The organism is Streptomyces sp. NBC_01618 (assembly GCF_045209435.1).
GTDB lineage: Bacteria > Actinomycetota > Actinomycetes > Streptomycetales > Streptomycetaceae > Streptomyces.
Genome location: NZ_CP109297.1, coordinates 2,419,245 through 2,433,320, shown reverse-complemented (window position 1 = coordinate 2,433,320; position 14,076 = coordinate 2,419,245). Strand labels below are relative to the sequence as shown.

The 14,076-nt window shown below is 68.3% G+C and carries 13 protein-coding genes and 2 pseudogenes; 8 read left to right on the top strand and 7 right to left on the bottom strand.

The features are described 5' to 3' along the window. Positions 1 to 6 precede the first annotated feature (6 nt). Positions 7 to 1,083 carry a M4 family metallopeptidase gene (locus OH735_RS11535; RefSeq protein WP_406381282.1) on the bottom strand — a complete coding sequence of 359 codons (1,077 nt, stop codon included), beginning with the start codon at positions 1,081 to 1,083 and terminating at the stop codon, positions 7 to 9. 295 nt (positions 1,084 to 1,378) lie between these two features. On the opposite strand from OH735_RS11535, the gene leuA reads away from it, so the two are divergent. From leuA to recO, 3 genes are all read left to right on the top strand, one after another. Then, entirely contained in the window at positions 1,379 to 3,175 is a 1,797-nt protein-coding gene (gene leuA, locus OH735_RS11530) for a 2-isopropylmalate synthase (protein WP_406381281.1), read from the top strand. 206 nt (positions 3,176 to 3,381) lie between these two features. Further along, on the top strand, positions 3,382 to 4,059 hold the full coding sequence (locus OH735_RS11525) for a TerB family tellurite resistance protein (RefSeq protein ID WP_406386525.1): 678 nt from the start codon (positions 3,382 to 3,384) through the stop codon (positions 4,057 to 4,059). A gap of 58 nt (positions 4,060 to 4,117) precedes the next feature. Next, positions 4,118 to 4,864, top strand: coding sequence for a DNA repair protein RecO (gene recO, locus OH735_RS11520; protein ID WP_327275339.1), 747 nt, complete (start codon positions 4,118 to 4,120; stop codon positions 4,862 to 4,864). On the opposite strand, the pseudogene OH735_RS11515 reads toward recO, so the two are convergent. Next, positions 4,841 to 6,119, bottom strand: a pseudogene (locus OH735_RS11515) (RNA-guided endonuclease InsQ/TnpB family protein). The gene recO and the pseudogene OH735_RS11515 overlap by 24 nt on opposite strands. A 17-nt stretch (positions 6,120 to 6,136) precedes the next feature. On the opposite strand from OH735_RS11515, the gene OH735_RS11510 reads away from it, so the two are divergent. After that, positions 6,137 to 6,343: a FitA-like ribbon-helix-helix domain-containing protein gene (locus OH735_RS11510; RefSeq protein WP_327275340.1), complete on the top strand. Its 207-nt coding sequence runs from the start codon at positions 6,137 to 6,139 to the stop codon at positions 6,341 to 6,343. A gap of 52 nt (positions 6,344 to 6,395) precedes the next feature. Then, entirely contained in the window at positions 6,396 to 7,220 is an 825-nt protein-coding gene (locus tag OH735_RS11505; RefSeq protein ID WP_406381280.1) for an isoprenyl transferase, read from the top strand. Positions 7,221 to 7,346: 126 nt separating this feature from the next. On the opposite strand, the gene OH735_RS11500 is transcribed toward OH735_RS11505, so the two are convergent. The 4 genes from OH735_RS11500 to OH735_RS11485 form a co-directional block, all read right to left on the bottom strand. Then, positions 7,347 to 7,781, bottom strand: coding sequence for a Fur family transcriptional regulator (locus OH735_RS11500; RefSeq protein WP_384452438.1), 435 nt, complete (start codon positions 7,779 to 7,781; stop codon positions 7,347 to 7,349). A 65-nt stretch (positions 7,782 to 7,846) separates the two neighbouring features. Further along, on the bottom strand, positions 7,847 to 8,740 hold the full coding sequence (locus OH735_RS11495) for a metal ABC transporter permease (RefSeq protein WP_406381279.1): 894 nt from the start codon (positions 8,738 to 8,740) through the stop codon (positions 7,847 to 7,849). 2 nt (positions 8,741 to 8,742) lie between these two features. Next, positions 8,743 to 9,525, bottom strand: a complete 783-nt coding sequence (locus tag OH735_RS11490) for a metal ABC transporter ATP-binding protein (RefSeq protein WP_406381278.1) — start codon at positions 9,523 to 9,525, stop codon at positions 8,743 to 8,745. A 38-nt stretch (positions 9,526 to 9,563) separates the two neighbouring features. Next, on the bottom strand, positions 9,564 to 10,517 hold the full coding sequence (locus OH735_RS11485) for a metal ABC transporter substrate-binding protein (RefSeq protein ID WP_406381277.1): 954 nt from the start codon (positions 10,515 to 10,517) through the stop codon (positions 9,564 to 9,566). Positions 10,518 to 10,726: 209 nt separating this feature from the next. Here OH735_RS11485 and OH735_RS11480 point away from each other — a divergent pair, with 209 nt between their 5' ends. After that, positions 10,727 to 12,109, top strand: coding sequence for a glycine--tRNA ligase (locus OH735_RS11480; protein WP_406381276.1), 1,383 nt, complete (start codon positions 10,727 to 10,729; stop codon positions 12,107 to 12,109). A gap of 188 nt (positions 12,110 to 12,297) precedes the next feature. Here OH735_RS11480 and tnpA read toward each other — a convergent pair whose 3' ends face one another. Then, entirely contained in the window at positions 12,298 to 12,738 is a 441-nt protein-coding gene (tnpA, locus tag OH735_RS11475) for an IS200/IS605 family transposase (protein WP_406381275.1), read from the bottom strand. A 50-nt stretch (positions 12,739 to 12,788) separates the two neighbouring features. Between tnpA and OH735_RS11470 the strand changes: the two are divergent. Together OH735_RS11470 and OH735_RS11465 are read left to right on the top strand one after the other, a co-directional pair. Next, positions 12,789 to 13,505: pseudogene (locus tag OH735_RS11470) on the top strand (RNA-guided endonuclease InsQ/TnpB family protein); the annotation flags it as partial. Positions 13,506 to 13,731: 226 nt separating this feature from the next. Continuing rightward, positions 13,732 to 13,992, top strand: coding sequence for a DUF6243 family protein (locus OH735_RS11465; RefSeq protein WP_406381274.1), 261 nt, complete (start codon positions 13,732 to 13,734; stop codon positions 13,990 to 13,992). Positions 13,993 to 14,076 lie beyond the last annotated feature (84 nt).

Genomic DNA, 14,076 nt, shown 5'->3' with positions numbered 1-14,076 from the left:
TGTGCGCTACGCGGTCGGTACGCCCACCTCCGACCATGCCTTCAGGACGGCCTCCGCCTCGTCACCCTCCCCGAAGCGGCTGCGGGCCGCGGCCACCGTCAACCGGGCGAAGGAAGCGAAGTCGGCGTCCACGGCCAGTTGACCACCTGTGAGTACATCGAACCAGAGCTGCCCGGCCCGCTCCCACGCATTGCCGCCGAGTGCCGTCGCCAGCAGGTAGAACGCGCGGTTCGGGATGCCGGAATTGAGGTGCACTCCGCCGTTGTCCTCGCCGGTGTGGACGTAGTCCTCCATCTTCGCGGGCTGCGGGTCCTTGCCGAGCACGTCGTCGTCGTACGCGGTTCCCGGCGCCTTCATGGAGCGCAGGGCGTCGCCCTGGACGCCGGGTGCCAGCAGTCCGGCGCCGATCAGCCAGTCGGCCCGGTCGGCGCTCTGGCCCAGTGAGTACTGCTTGACCAGGGAGCCGAAGACGTCGGACACCGATTCGTTGAGCGCGCCGGACTGGCCGTAGTAGCTCAGGTTGGCGGTGTACTGGGTGAGGCCGTGCGTCAGCTCGTGGGCGATCACGTCGATGGCGACGGTGAAGTCCAGGAAGATCTCGCCGTCCCCGTCGCCGAAGACCATCTGCTCGCCGTCGAAGAAGGCGTTGTTGTACTTCTCGTCGTAGTGCACCGAACCGATCAGCGGCAGCCCGTTGCCGTCGATCGAACGGCGGCCGTACGCCTTGAGCAGCAGCTCGAAGGTGGCCCCGAGCCCCGCGTACGCGCGGTTGACGCTCGCGTCCTTCGTCGGCTCCTGGCCCTCCCTGCGGACCTCGGTGCCGGGCAGCCGAGTGCGGTGGCCGCAGTCGTACAGGGTCCGGTCGGGCTTGTCGGAGGCTTCCCCCTCGGTCGCGCGGGCAGTGGGCACGGTGACGACCGTGGCCATCTGGCGGCGGGTGCGGCGGGCGGCGTCGCTCTCCAGGGTGCGGCGGGCGGGGCCCGCCAGATCGGGGTTGTCGGACTGCGACAGCTTGTCGAGGACATGGGGCGGCACGATGGTGCAGAAGACGGGGTGGAACCCGTGCTGAGACTGAGGCTGCATGCACTCGACTGTGGCACCGAGTGACCATGATGTCACTGGTTGCGATCAGGATTGATGAAATGGAGTGATTGATCACTCTTGGGTGTTTCCGGCGTCCGGTCCCGCATGCTGATACGGGACGGACGCATCGGACGCCTCTCGGCTACGCTCGCCGCATCATGCGTTTCGGGCTGCTTCTTCTTAGCTGCCGCGGCGAGGGCCTGTAGTCGTAGGCCGACCCCCTCCCCGCGGAGTCTGGTGTTGCAGCGACACAGTCGGCCGTCCCATTGGTTGGACCCCCGAGGAGCCGTACGCCATGACCGTCGTAAATCCCGTTCAGTCCGCTGCTGAAACCGCTGTCGGCCGCCCCACGCCGATCACCAACGCCACTCAGCTGCAGAAGCCGTCCGGGATGCCGATCCACAAGTACGGCCGCTACGAGGCCGTCGAGATCCCCGACCGCACCTGGCCGGACAACCGGATCACCGTCGCGCCCCGGTGGCTCTCCACCGACCTGCGCGACGGCAACCAGGCCCTGATCGACCCGATGTCGCCGGCCCGCAAGCGCGAGATGTTCGACCTGCTCGTACGCATGGGCTACAAGGAGATCGAGGTCGGCTTCCCGTCCTCCGGCGAGACCGACTTCGCGTTCGTCCGCTCCATCATCGAAGAGGGCGCGATCCCCGAGGACGTGACGATCTCCGTCCTGACGCAGGCCCGCGAGGACCTGATCGAGCGGACCGTGGAGTCCCTCGTCGGCGCGCACCGCGCGACCGTGCACCTGTACAACGCGACGGCACCCACCTTCCGCCGGGTCGTCTTCCGCGGCTCGAAGGACGACATCAAGCAGATCGCCGTGGACGGCACCCGGCTGGTCATGGAGTACGCGGAGAAGCTGCTGGGCCCGGAGACGATCTTCGGCTACCAGTACAGCCCCGAGATCTTCACCGACACCGAGCTGGACTTCGCCCTGGAGGTCTGCGAGGCCGTCTGCGACGTCTGGCAGCCGGAGGAGGGCCGCGAGATCATCCTCAACCTGCCCGCCACCGTGGAGCGTTCGACCCCGTCCACGCACGCGGACCGGTTCGAGTGGATGTCGCGCAACCTGTCGCGCCGCGAGCACATCTGCCTGTCGGTCCACCCGCACAACGACCGCGGCACCGCGGTCGCCGCCGCCGAGCTGGCCATCATGGCCGGTGCGGACCGGATCGAGGGCTGCCTGTTCGGCCAGGGCGAGCGCACCGGCAACGTCGACCTGGTCACGCTGGGCATGAACCTCTTCTCGCAGGGTGTCGACCCGCAGATCGACTTCTCGCAGATCGACGAGATCCGCCGCACCAGCGAGTACTGCAACCAGATGGAGGTCCACCCGCGCCACCCCTACGCGGGCGACCTGGTCTACACCGCCTTCTCCGGCTCCCACCAGGACGCCATCAAGAAGGGCTTCGACGCCATGGAGGCCGACGCGGCCGCCCAGGGCAAGTCCGTCGACGACCTCGAGTGGGCGGTGCCGTACCTGCCGATCGACCCGAAGGACGTCGGCCGCAGCTACGAGGCCGTCATCCGGGTCAACTCGCAGTCCGGCAAGGGCGGAATCGCCTACGTCCTGAAGAACGACCACAAGCTGGACCTGCCGCGCCGGATGCAGATCGAATTCTCCCGGATCATTCAGGCCAAGACCGACGCCGAGGGCGGCGAGGTCACGCCGACACAGATCTGGTCCACGTTCCAGGACGAGTACCTGCCGAACCCGGACGACGCTGCGGCTCAATGGGGCCGCGTACAGATCCGCTCCGGCCAGACCACGACCGGCTCCGACGGCCGGGACACGATCACCGTCGAGGCGACCGTGGACGGTACGGACACCGTGCTGACCGGCACCGGCAACGGCCCGATCTCCGCGTTCTTCGAAGCGCTGCAGGCCATCGGCATCGACGCCCGTCTGCTGGACTACACCGAGCACACCATGAGCGAGGGCGCCAGCTCCCAGGCCGCCTCGTACATCGAGTGCGCGATCGACGGAAAGGTCCTGTGGGGCATCGGCATCGACGCCAACACCACGCGTGCCTCGCTGAAGGCGGTCGTCTCGGCCGTCAACCGCGCCACCCGCTGACCCGGTGCCCGAAAGGGCCTGAAGCCGCACGGTCGAAGACCCCGCCCACCCGCCTACGGGGAGCGGGGTTCGGCCATCTCCGGGGGTTGTGACGATCGAAGTACTGACGCCACATCGCGACTGTGGTTAACATCACGTCGACACGGCAGTGTTGCCGGAGTGTTACGGAGGTGTGCGACGTGCGGTCAGCCCTGGGACAACGCGCCATGAAGCTGCGTATCTGCGGCATCCGCACCATCTGGGACACGATCGGCGACGGCGAGTTCTTCTGCCCCGGCTGCGGCGGCGACCGCAACTACCGCCGTCTCACCGGCCGTCGGCGCTTCACGGTGCTCGGCGTGCCGACGCTGCGCCGCGGCACCGCGGGCCCCGTCGTCGAATGCGCCGCCTGCCGGGCCCACTTCGGCACCGACGCGCTCGACCACCCCACCACCACCCGGTTCTCCGCGATGCTCCGGGACGCCGTCCACACGGTCGCGCTCGGCGTACTCGCGGCCGGCGGCACCGCCTCCCGTACGGTCCTGGAGACCGCGGCCGCCACCGTGCGCGACGCCGGATTCGACGACTGCACGGAGGAACAGCTCTCCACCGTCGTCGAGGTCCTCTCCGCCGACATCAGCCACGGCTCCGCCTTCGACCCGGTGGCCGAGGCCTGCGGAGCGGCCCTCGCCATCGAACTGCACGAGGCGCTGGAGCCCCTCGCCCCGCATCTGGCCCCTGCCGGGCGCGAATCGATCCTGCTGCAGGGCGCCCGGATCGCGCTCGCCGACGGACCGTACGGGCAGGCGGAGCGCGAGGTGCTGACCACGGTCGGCGGGGCGCTGCAACTCCGCGCCGAGGACACGGCCCGGCTCCTCGCGGCGGCGGCGCGTACCCCGTCCTGAACGGTCCCGGTTGCGGGGGCGGGCCCGACGCGCCGTCTGCGTACCGGACAATGGACGTATGAGCTTGTTCCGGGACGACGGCGTGGTGCTGCGCACGCAGAAGCTGGGCGAGGCCGACCGGATCATCACGATCCTGACCCGCGGCCACGGCCGGGTGCGGGCCGTCGCGCGCGGGGTGCGGCGCACGAAGTCAAAGTTCGGGGCACGGCTGGAACCCTTCTCCCACGTCGACGTGCAGTTCTTCGCCCGGGGCAGCGAACTGATCGGCCGCGGACTGCCGCTCTGCACCCAGAGCGAGACGATCGCCCCGTACGGCGGTGGCATCGTCACCGACTACGCCCGCTACACCGCGGGCACCGCGATGCTGGAGACCGCCGAGCGGTTCACCGACCACGAGGGCGAGCCCGCGGTCCAGCAGTACCTGCTGCTCGTCGGCGGGCTGCGCACCCTCGCCCGCGGCGAACACGAGCCGCATCTCATCCTCGACGCGTTCCTGCTGCGCTCGCTCGCCGTCAACGGCTACGCACCCAGCTTCGAGGACTGCGCGAAGTGCGGAATGCCCGGACCGAACCGGTTCTTCTCCGTCGCGGCGGGCGGCGTCATATGCGGCGACTGCCGGGTGCCCGGCAGCGTCGTACCCTCGGCTGAGGCCGTCACGCTGCTGAGCGCGCTGCTCACCGGCGACTGGGACACGGCGGACGCGTGCGAGGCGCGTCATGTCAGGGAGGGGAGCGGACTGGTGTCCGCCTATCTGCACTGGCATCTGGAGCGCGGGCTGCGCTCACTGCGGTACGTAGAGAATTGACTCCTCCCCCTCGCGAACGAGGGGGATTCCTGGCTCACGCTGCCTGCGGCCCGGCGGGCGCGTAGGTCTTGCACGATCAGCACCAGCCGGGTACGAGACCAGCCCGGATCAGCATGACGCGGGCGGAGTTCTTATCCCTGGGGGAAACGGCTCCGCACGCGGTGCAGGTGTATGTCCTTTCGGAGAGGGGGAGTGCGTGCTTGGTTCTCGCTCCGCACTGTGCGCAGTCCATGGTGGTGTGCGCGGGGTGTACGAGGTGGACGTCCCGAGCGTGCTTGCGGGCCATCTCGATCAGAGTCTGTTTCGTGGTGCCGATCGCGGCGTCGGCCGCCTTGCGTGCCATGGTCGACCGTGCGAGGAACTTCGGGCGGAAGTCCTCGATGGCCAAGGCGTCGTGGGCGCGTACCACCTTCTTGGCCCACTTGCGACCGGTGTCCTGTCGCTGCCGAGCCACCTTCTTGTGCAGCTTCGCCGTCTGCCTCTTCGCCTTGCGGTAGCCCTTGGAGGCGGCCCGTCCTCCGGCGGGGCGGCGTCGGGCCGTCATCCGCTGGTAGCGGGTTAGTTTCACCTGAGCGCCTCGCCCGTGCTGGGCGTGGGGAAGGTCGTAGGCGTCGTTTGTGGTGGTGGCGGTCTCTTTCACGCCCCAGTCGATCCCGAGCACTGCACCGGTCGGCGGAAGGGGATCCACTCGAGTGGGGACGACGAAGGAGGCGTACCAGTGGCCCAGAGCGTCCTGGTATACGCGCACACTGGACGGTGCGGCGGGCAGCTCTCGCGACCACACCACGGTCAAGGTGATGCCTCCGGCGAGATGTAGGCGCCGGTCCTTGAGGCGAAACCCCCGACGGGTGTAGTTCAGCGTGGGAAGCGCCTCGTGCTTCTTCCTGCACTTGGGCATTCCGGCCCGACGGTGCATGGGCAGCCGGGCCTTGACGTCCTTCAGTGCCTTCGCCCGGGACTTCGCGAAATCCCGGATGACCTGCTGCTGAGGTACCGAGGAGCCCTTGGCCAGCCATGGAGTGTGGGCGCGGGCCTCTGTCAGCATCTTGTCGAGCTGTGCCGGGCCGCACGTCAACTTCTCGCCCGTCGCCCGGCTGAGCGCGTGGACGGCCTTCGACTTTGCCACGCACTCGTTCCAGATCCACCGGCAGCAGTCCCACTCAGCGTTCAGAGCGGTGTGAGCGGTGGGCGACACGCGAAGCCGGTAGGTGTACCGGGCGCACTCGGTCACCTCGGCTTCCCTTGATGTCGCCATGACGTCATAATAACACCATGATCCGTTTCGCTCTGCGTATCCCAGATGACTTGCACGCACGACTGACGGTCCAGGCGGCCGCGGACCGGCGGTCGATCAACTCCGAGATCCTGCACCTGATCGAGGGCGGCCTCAGTGACGTTACGGTGGACGGGGCATCGCCCAGCGGCGATTCCCCTACCGTTGCCCCGCTACGAGGGAAGCCGGATTCCTCACGGGCCTGAAGATACGGGCATCCTCCGATTACCAGGTGACACAGAGAGACGAGAGAAGCTCATGGCAGTACGCGGGATGCTCGGCGGCCGTAATCGGCGCGACTACAAGACCCCGGAGCCGCACCCTTCCGGTGCCACGCCCCCGAAGATCCCCGGCGAGCTGGTGCCCAAGCACATCGCCGTCGTGATGGACGGAAACGGCCGCTGGGCCAAGGAGCGCGGCCTCCCGCGCACCGAGGGACACAAGGTCGGCGAGGGCGTCGTCATGGACGTCCTCAAGGGCTGCATCGAGATGGGCGTGAAGAACCTCTCGCTGTACGCGTTCTCCACCGAGAACTGGAAGCGGTCCCCGGAGGAAGTGAAGTTCCTGATGAACTTCAACCGGGACGTCATCCGCCGCCGCCGCGACGAGATGGACGAACTGGGCATCCGCATCCGCTGGGTGGGGCGCATGCCCAAGCTGTGGAAGTCCGTCGTCCAGGAGCTCCAGGTCGCCCAGGAGCAGACGAAGGACAACGACAAAATGACGCTGTACTTCTGCGTCAACTACGGCGGCCGGGCCGAGATCGCCGACGCGGCGCAGCGGATCGCGCAGGACGTCGCGGCCGGGAAGCTGGATCCGTCGAAGGTCAACGAGAAGACGTTCGCGAAGTACATCTACTACCCGGACATGCCGGACGTCGACCTCTTCGTCCGCCCCAGCGGCGAGCAGCGCACGTCCAACTACCTGATCTGGCAGAGCGCCTACGCCGAGATGGTCTTCCAGGACGTGCTGTGGCCGGACTTCGACCGCCGCGACCTGTGGCGGGCCTGCGTGGAATACGCCCAGCGGGACCGGCGCTTCGGGGGCGCGGTGGAGGCGGGTACCGCCGATCCGGCTGTCTGACCCTGCCGTGACGATCCCGCCCCATGACAACTCAGGGGCGGGACGCGGAGGAGGCCGTGGCCGAGCTGGAGCACCAGCCGACCACGGCCGACTTCACAAAGGCGCTGAACGCCCGCGCGAAGGCCGTCACTCCTTCGCGCCCGCGCACTCCGCGCACGTTCCGAAGATCTCCACCGTGTGCGCCACGTTCACATACCCGTGCTGCGCGGCGATCGTCTCCGCCCACTGCTCCACCGCGGGCCCCTCGACCTCCACGGCTTTGCCGCACATCCGGCACACCAGATGGTGATGGTGGTCCCCGGTCGAGCAGCGCCGGTACACGGACTCGCCGTCCGTGGTGCGCAGTACATCGACCTCGCCGGCGTCGGCGAGGGACTGAAGGGTGCGGTAGACGGTGGTCAGCCCCACCGAGTCACCGCGGTGCTTGAGCACGTCGTGCAGCTCCTGGGCGCTGCGGAACTCGTCCACCTCGTCGAGTGCCGCCGCCACCGCCGCCCGCTGCCGGGTCGAGCGGCCGCGTACCGGGGCCGCGTTCGTTCCACTGATCGGCGCCGTCGCCACAGCAGCCTCCTCGTGTCGCCCGTACCTGTGTCGGGCCATTGTGCCAGCCCGTCCGGGCGCCTCGGTCAAACCCTGAGCTCGTCCGGGGCCGGACGGGAGGCCGGTACCTCCAGAGTGCACTCCTCGGACGCGGCTTCGCCGCGCTGGGCTCGCCTTCTGGCCAGCGGGGTCGCGAGCAGCGTCAGGCCGACGAAGACCACGATGGCCAGCAGCACGATCGTCGCGCCGGGCGGGACGTCCTGGTAGTACGAGGTCACGGTGCCGGCCAGGGTCACCGCCGTACCGATGACGACCGACAGCACGAACGTCACCTTGAAGGACCTGGAGATCTGCTGCGCGGCCGCGACCGGCACCACCATCAGCGCGCTGACCAGCAGCAGCCCGACGACCCGCATCGCCACGGTGACGGTCACCGCCGCCGTCACGGCAACCAGCAGATTCAGCGCCCGCACCGGCAGCCCGGTGACCCGGGCGAACTCCTCGTCCTGGCTGACCGCGAACAGCTGCCGCCGCAGCCCCAGCGTCACCAGCAGCACGAAGGCGGCCAGCAGACAGATCGCGGTGATGTCCTCGGTGGAGACCGTGGACAGGGAGCCGAAGAGGTACGAGGTGAGGTTGGCGTTGGAGCCGGTGTCGGAGAGGTTGATCAGCAGGACACCGCCCGCCATGCCGCCGTAGAACAGCATGGCCAGCGCGATGTCGCCGCGGGTGCGTCCGTACCAGCGGATCAGCTCCATCACGACGGCGCCGACGACGGCGACCGCCGTGGCCATCCACACCGGGCTGGTGGAGAGCAGGAAGCCGAGACCGACACCGGTCATCGCGATGTGGCCGATGCCGTCGCCCATCAGGGCCTGGCGGCGCTGGACGAGGTAGATGCCGACGGCGGGGGCGATGACGCCGACCAGTACGGCGGCGAGCAGGGCCCGCTGCATGAAGGGAGGGGTGAGGAATTCCATGATCAGCTCAGCAGTCCCGTCCGGACGGGCTCGGAGGCCGCGTGGGGGTGTACGTGGTCGTGGCCGGGCAGGGCGTGCTGGCCCAGCGCCTTCGGGGGCGGCCCGTCGTGCATCACACAGCCGTCGCGCAGCACGATCGCGCGGTCGATCAGCGGCTCCAGCGGGCCGAGCTCGTGCAGCACAAGCAGCACCGTGGTGCCGGCCGCGACCTGTTCGCGGAGCGTCGCGGCGAGGATCTCCTGGCTGGCCAGGTCGACGCCGGCCATCGGCTCGTCCATGATCAGCAGCTCCGGTTCGGCGGCCAGCGCCCGGGCGATCAGCACCCGCTGGTGCTGCCCGCCGGAGAGCGCGTTCACCGAGTCCTTGGCCCGGTCGGCGAGGCCGACGAGGTCGATGGCCCGGTCGACGGCGGCCCGGTCGGCCCTGCGGAGCAGGCCCAGCCTCGTACGGGACAGCCGCCCCGAGGTGACGACCTCACGGATCGTGGCGGGGACACCGCCGGCCGCCGTGGTGCGCTGGGGTACGTATCCGACGCGCGCCCAGGAGCGGAAGCGGCGCAGCGGGGTGCCGAACAGCTCGACGGAGCCGCCGGTGAGCGGGACCTGACCGATGACGGAGCGCACGGCGGTCGACTTGCCCGAGCCGTTGGCGCCGAGCAGGGCGACGACCTCGCCGCCGTGGACGGTCAGGTCGATGCCGCGCAGCACCGGACGCGCGCCGAGCGTGGCCGTGGCGCCGCGCAGGGCTATCACGGGTTCGGTCGTGGTGCTCCCGGGCTCGGGCATGAGCGACTCCGATGCTGCTGTGACGGGTGTTGCGTGGATCACTTCGCGCCGAGCGCCTTCTGCAGGGCGGCGAGGTTGGACTGCATGACTTCGAGGTAGTCAGCGCCCTTGGACCTGTCCGTGATTCCCTCCAGCGGGTCCAGGACGTCGGTCTTCAGGCCGGTGTCCTTGGCGAGGGTCTTCGCGGTCCTGTCGCTGGCGAGCGTCTCGAAGAATACGGTGGAGACCTTGTTCTTCTCCGCGATGGTGTGGATCTCCTTGATCCGGGCGGGGCTGGGCTCGGCCTCGGGGTCGACGCCGGCGATGCCCTCCTGGGTCAGGCCGTAGCGCTCGGCGAGGTAGCCGAAGGCGGAGTGCGTGGTGATGAAGGTCTTGGTCGTGGTGTTCTTCAGGCCGTTCTCGTACGCCGTGTTCAGGCCGTCGAGCTTGGTGACCAGCGCGTCCGTGTTCTTGCGGTAGTCCGCGGCGTGGTCGGGGTCGGTCTTCTCCAGCGACTTCCCGACGCCCTTGGCGACCTCGGCGTACTTCACCGGGTCCAGCCAGATGTGCGGGTCGGCCCCGGCCTCGTCGCCGTGGTGCTCGTGGCCGTGCTCGTCGGCGCCGGTCTCGGTGCCGTGGTCCTCCAGCGCGGTGAGCGTCGAGGCGTCGACGACGTCCTTCGATCCGGACTGCTTGATCGCGTCGTCCACGGCGGGCTGGATGCCCTTGAGGTAGAGGATGTAGTCGGCGTCGGAGAGTCCGCCGATCTGCCGCGGGGTGAGCTCCAGATCGTGCGGCTCGACGCCCGGCTTGGTCAGCGTGGTGACGGAGACGTGCTTCCCGCCGATCTGCTCGGCCAGGAACTGCATCGGATAGAACGAGGCCACCACGTTCAGCTTCCCGCCGTACCTGTGGTCGGCGGCGTCCGAGGAGGAGCAGGCGGTGAGCGCGGTGAGACCGAGGATGGCTGCTCCGGCGACGGCGGCGGTGGGTATGAGGCGGCTTACGTTCATGACAGTCATTTTCAACAAAACTGGAAACGATTGTCAACAAGGGTGATGAGAGGACCCCTCGGCGGACTGTGCCGATACCGATTTGATCCCAGGGGCGTGCCCGCCGGTAATCTGGGGCATTCGCCCGCCCGTCTCCCGACCACCACCCCCCACCGAGGCGCTTCGCGCCGCCCCCTGTCCAATTTCGCCGTCGTAATGAAGAGAGCACCGTGGCCGCCGACAAGATCGACTCCATCGTCAGCCTGAGCAAGCGCCGTGGCTTCGTCTATCCCTGCAGTGAGATCTACGGTGGCCAGCGCGCCGCCTGGGACTACGGGCCGCTGGGCGTGGAGATGAAGGAGAACCTCAAGCGCCAGTGGTGGCGCTACATGGTCACCTCGCGCGAGGACGTGGTCGGTCTCGACTCGTCGGTCGTCCTGGCCCCCGAGGTGTGGGTCGCCTCCGGCCATGTCGCCACGTTCACCGATCCGCTGACCGAGTGCACCTCCTGTCACAAGCGCTTCCGCGCCGACCACCTGGAGGAGGCGTACGAGGAGAAGCACGGCCACGCTCCCGCGAACGGCCTGGCCGAGCTCAACTGCCCCAACTGCGGCAACAAGGGCACCTTCACCGAGCCCAAGCAGTTCTCGGGTCTGCTCTCCACGCACCTCGGCCCGACCCAGGACTCCGGCTCCGTCGCCTACCTGCGTCCCGAGACCGCGCAGGGCATCTTCACCAACTTCGGCCAGGTCCAGCAGACTTCGCGCAAGAAGCCGCCATTCGGCATCGCCCAGATGGGCAAGTCCTTCCGGAACGAGATCACTCCGGGCAACTTCATCTTCCGGACCCGCGAGTTCGAGCAGATGGAGATGGAGTTCTTCGTCAAGCCGGGCGAGGACGAGGAGTGGCAGCAGTACTGGATGGACCAGCGCTGGAACTGGTACACGGACCTCGGCATGCGCGAGGAGAACATGCGCTGGTACGAGCACCCGGCGGAGAAGCTCTCGCACTACTCCAAGCGCACCGCCGACATCGAGTACCGCTTCCGCTTCGGCGGCAGCGAGTGGGGCGAGCTGGAGGGCGTCGCCAACCGCACGGACTACGACCTCAAGGCGCACTCCAAGGCCTCGGGCACGGACCTGTCCTTCTTCGACCAGGAGGCCGGCGAGCGCTGGACTCCGTACGTCATCGAGCCGGCGGCCGGTGTCGGCCGCGCGATGCTCGCCTTCCTCCTCGACGCCTACATCGAGGACGAGGCGCCCAACGCCAAGGGCGTCATGGAGAAGCGCACCGTGATGCGTCTCGACCCGCGCCTCGCGCCCGTCAAGGTCGCAGTCCTGCCGCTGTCCCGCAACCCGCAGCTGTCGCCGAAGGCCAAGGGCCTCGCCACCGACCTGCGGAAGAACTGGAACATCGAGTTCGACGACGCGGGCGCCATCGGCCGCCGTTACCGCCGTCAGGACGAGATCGGTACGCCGTTCTGCGTCACCGTCGACTTCGACACCCTCGACGACAACGCGGTGACCGTGCGCGAGCGCGACACCATGAAGCAGGAGCGCGTCTCCCTGGACCAGATCCAGGCCTACCTCGGCGCCCGGCTGCTGGGCTGCTGACGCACCGCGGTTTCCCGGCGAAGCCCCCGGTTCCCCGTACCCCGTACGGAACCGGGGGCTTCGTTGCAGACTGTCCACGCCGAACAGTTGCGTCCACGCGTCACCAGGAGGCCCGTATGCCGTCCATCCCTCTCTTCGGAGGGAATCCCCGTGTTCAGGTGGGGAGGGGATCCGATCTCGGGACTGCTCTAACTCTCAGGCTGGAGTGGACGTTTTTGCTGCTCGATGTACTGCTTGACGATATCCAACGGTGCGCCACCGCAGGACCCGGCGAAGTAGGAGCCCGACCAGAAACGGCCGTGCACGACGAAGCGGTTGACACGGCCGGTGAACTCCTGTCGCAGGTAGCGGGATGAAACGCCCTTGAGCGAGTTCACCAGGGCCGACAGGGCGATCTTCGGCGGGTAGTGCACCAGGAGGTGCACGTGATCGTCTTCGCCGTTGAACTCGATCAGCTCCGCGCCGAAGTCCGCGCAGACGTTCCTCATGATCTCCTCGCAGCGCGTCAGTATGGCGTCGTCAAAGACTTCGCCCCGGTACTTTGTCACGAACACCAAGTGTGCGTGGAGATTGCAGACAACGTGACGGCCCCGACGGACCTCGGAATTCGGTTCCCAGCGTGGTGACATAGACCAAGCGTAGTATGATCGAGCGAGCTCGACCGGAAGGGGGTGGGCCGGTGATCCGTGCGTACAAATTCCTCATGCGGCCCACCGTGGGTCAGGCACAAGCCCTGAGTGAGATGCTGCGCGACCACTGTTCGCTCTACAACGGGGCATTGCAGGAACGCCGTGACGCCTTCCGCCACGTGTCGAGCACGAGCATCAAGTACGGGGTGCAGTCAGCACAGCTGAAGGAGATCCGGGCGTTCGACCCGGATCGGCAGGGCCGCTGGTCCTTCTCCTCGCAGCAGGCCACGCTGCGTCGCCTGGACAAGGCTTTCGGCGCGTTCTTCCGCCGGATCAAGGCCGGCGAGACGCCCGGCTACCCGCGCTTTCGTGGAGTGAACTGGTTCGACACGGTGGATTTTCCCAAGGACGGCGACGGCTGCCGGTGGAACTCCACCCCGCACGACCCCGTCACCCGGATCCGCCTCCAGGGCGTCGGGCACGTCAAGGTCAACCAGCACCGTGTGGTGGTCGGCAAGGTCAAGACCGTCAGCGTCAAGCGTGAGGGCCGCAAGTGGTTCATTGTGCTCACCGCCGAGCAGGACCGACCCGAACCACTCCCGCCCACGGGCAGCGTCGCCGGCATCGACCTGGGCATTGCCTCGTTCCTCACCGACTCCAACGGCGTACACGTCCCCAACCCGCGCCACGGCCGCAAGGCCGCTGCGAAGCTCGAAGCCGCACAGCAGGCCCTGAGCCGGTTCCCGCGCCGCAAAGCGAAGGACCGCCTGAGCGGGCCGTCCGCAGCCGCTGTCTGTCGGCGCGGGGCCGGTACGGGCGCCGCCCCGGTGAAAAATCGGGTGCTGAGCCCGTTCCGGCCAGGGTACGGTTCGGGCATGTCTTCGTTCTTCCAGATCTACGAGTGAGAGTGCGGCGGGCCTGACCACCCGCCGCCCATCGGACCGATTCCAGGTCGCCTCAGACCTCAATTCTCACCACGAATGGGAGAACGCCGTGGCCAAGAGCCGCAACAACCTCCTCGGTGTGGGCGGACAGCGCAAGAAGCTGTCCCGCGCCGAGCAGCAGGGCGCGGGCCCCGCACGCGATGCCGACCGCAAGGCGGCCGCCGACCAGAAGCAGGAACTGCTGCGCAAGATGCGAGAGCGTGCGCAGTCGGGATCAGCCTCCGTCTCCGACTCCGCCCAGGCCGAGCCGTCGTCGGAAGACACCGCCCAGCCGAGCGCGTCCGGGCAGGACGACTCGGCGCGGAGCTGACGCCTCCTGATCACCCGTACGACCGTGGGCCCGGATCACCTGAAGTGATCCGGGCCCACGCCCTTGTCCGCGCCCGCTTGTCCG

Excerpts from the sequence above, each read along its gene's own strand:
- OH735_RS11525 (WP_406386525.1), top strand. The coding sequence starts at position 3,382 with ATGAAGCTGCGTATCTGCGGCATCCGCACCATCTGGGACACGATCGGC.
- OH735_RS11505 (WP_406381280.1), top strand. The coding sequence starts at position 6,396 with ATGGCAGTACGCGGGATGCTCGGCGGCCGTAATCGGCGCGACTACAAG.
- recO (WP_327275339.1), top strand. The coding sequence starts at position 4,118 with ATGAGCTTGTTCCGGGACGACGGCGTGGTGCTGCGCACGCAGAAGCTG.
- OH735_RS11495 (WP_406381279.1), bottom strand. The coding sequence starts at position 8,740 with ATGGAATTCCTCACCCCTCCCTTCATGCAGCGGGCCCTGCTCGCCGCC.
- OH735_RS11510 (WP_327275340.1), top strand. The coding sequence starts at position 6,137 with ATGATCCGTTTCGCTCTGCGTATCCCAGATGACTTGCACGCACGACTG.
- OH735_RS11535 (WP_406381282.1), bottom strand. The coding sequence starts at position 1,083 with ATGCAGCCTCAGTCTCAGCACGGGTTCCACCCCGTCTTCTGCACCATC.
- tnpA (WP_406381275.1), bottom strand. The coding sequence starts at position 12,738 with ATGTCACCACGCTGGGAACCGAATTCCGAGGTCCGTCGGGGCCGTCAC.
- leuA (WP_406381281.1), top strand. The coding sequence starts at position 1,379 with ATGACCGTCGTAAATCCCGTTCAGTCCGCTGCTGAAACCGCTGTCGGC.
- OH735_RS11485 (WP_406381277.1), bottom strand. The coding sequence starts at position 10,517 with ATGAACGTAAGCCGCCTCATACCCACCGCCGCCGTCGCCGGAGCAGCC.
- OH735_RS11490 (WP_406381278.1), bottom strand. The coding sequence starts at position 9,525 with ATGCCCGAGCCCGGGAGCACCACGACCGAACCCGTGATAGCCCTGCGC.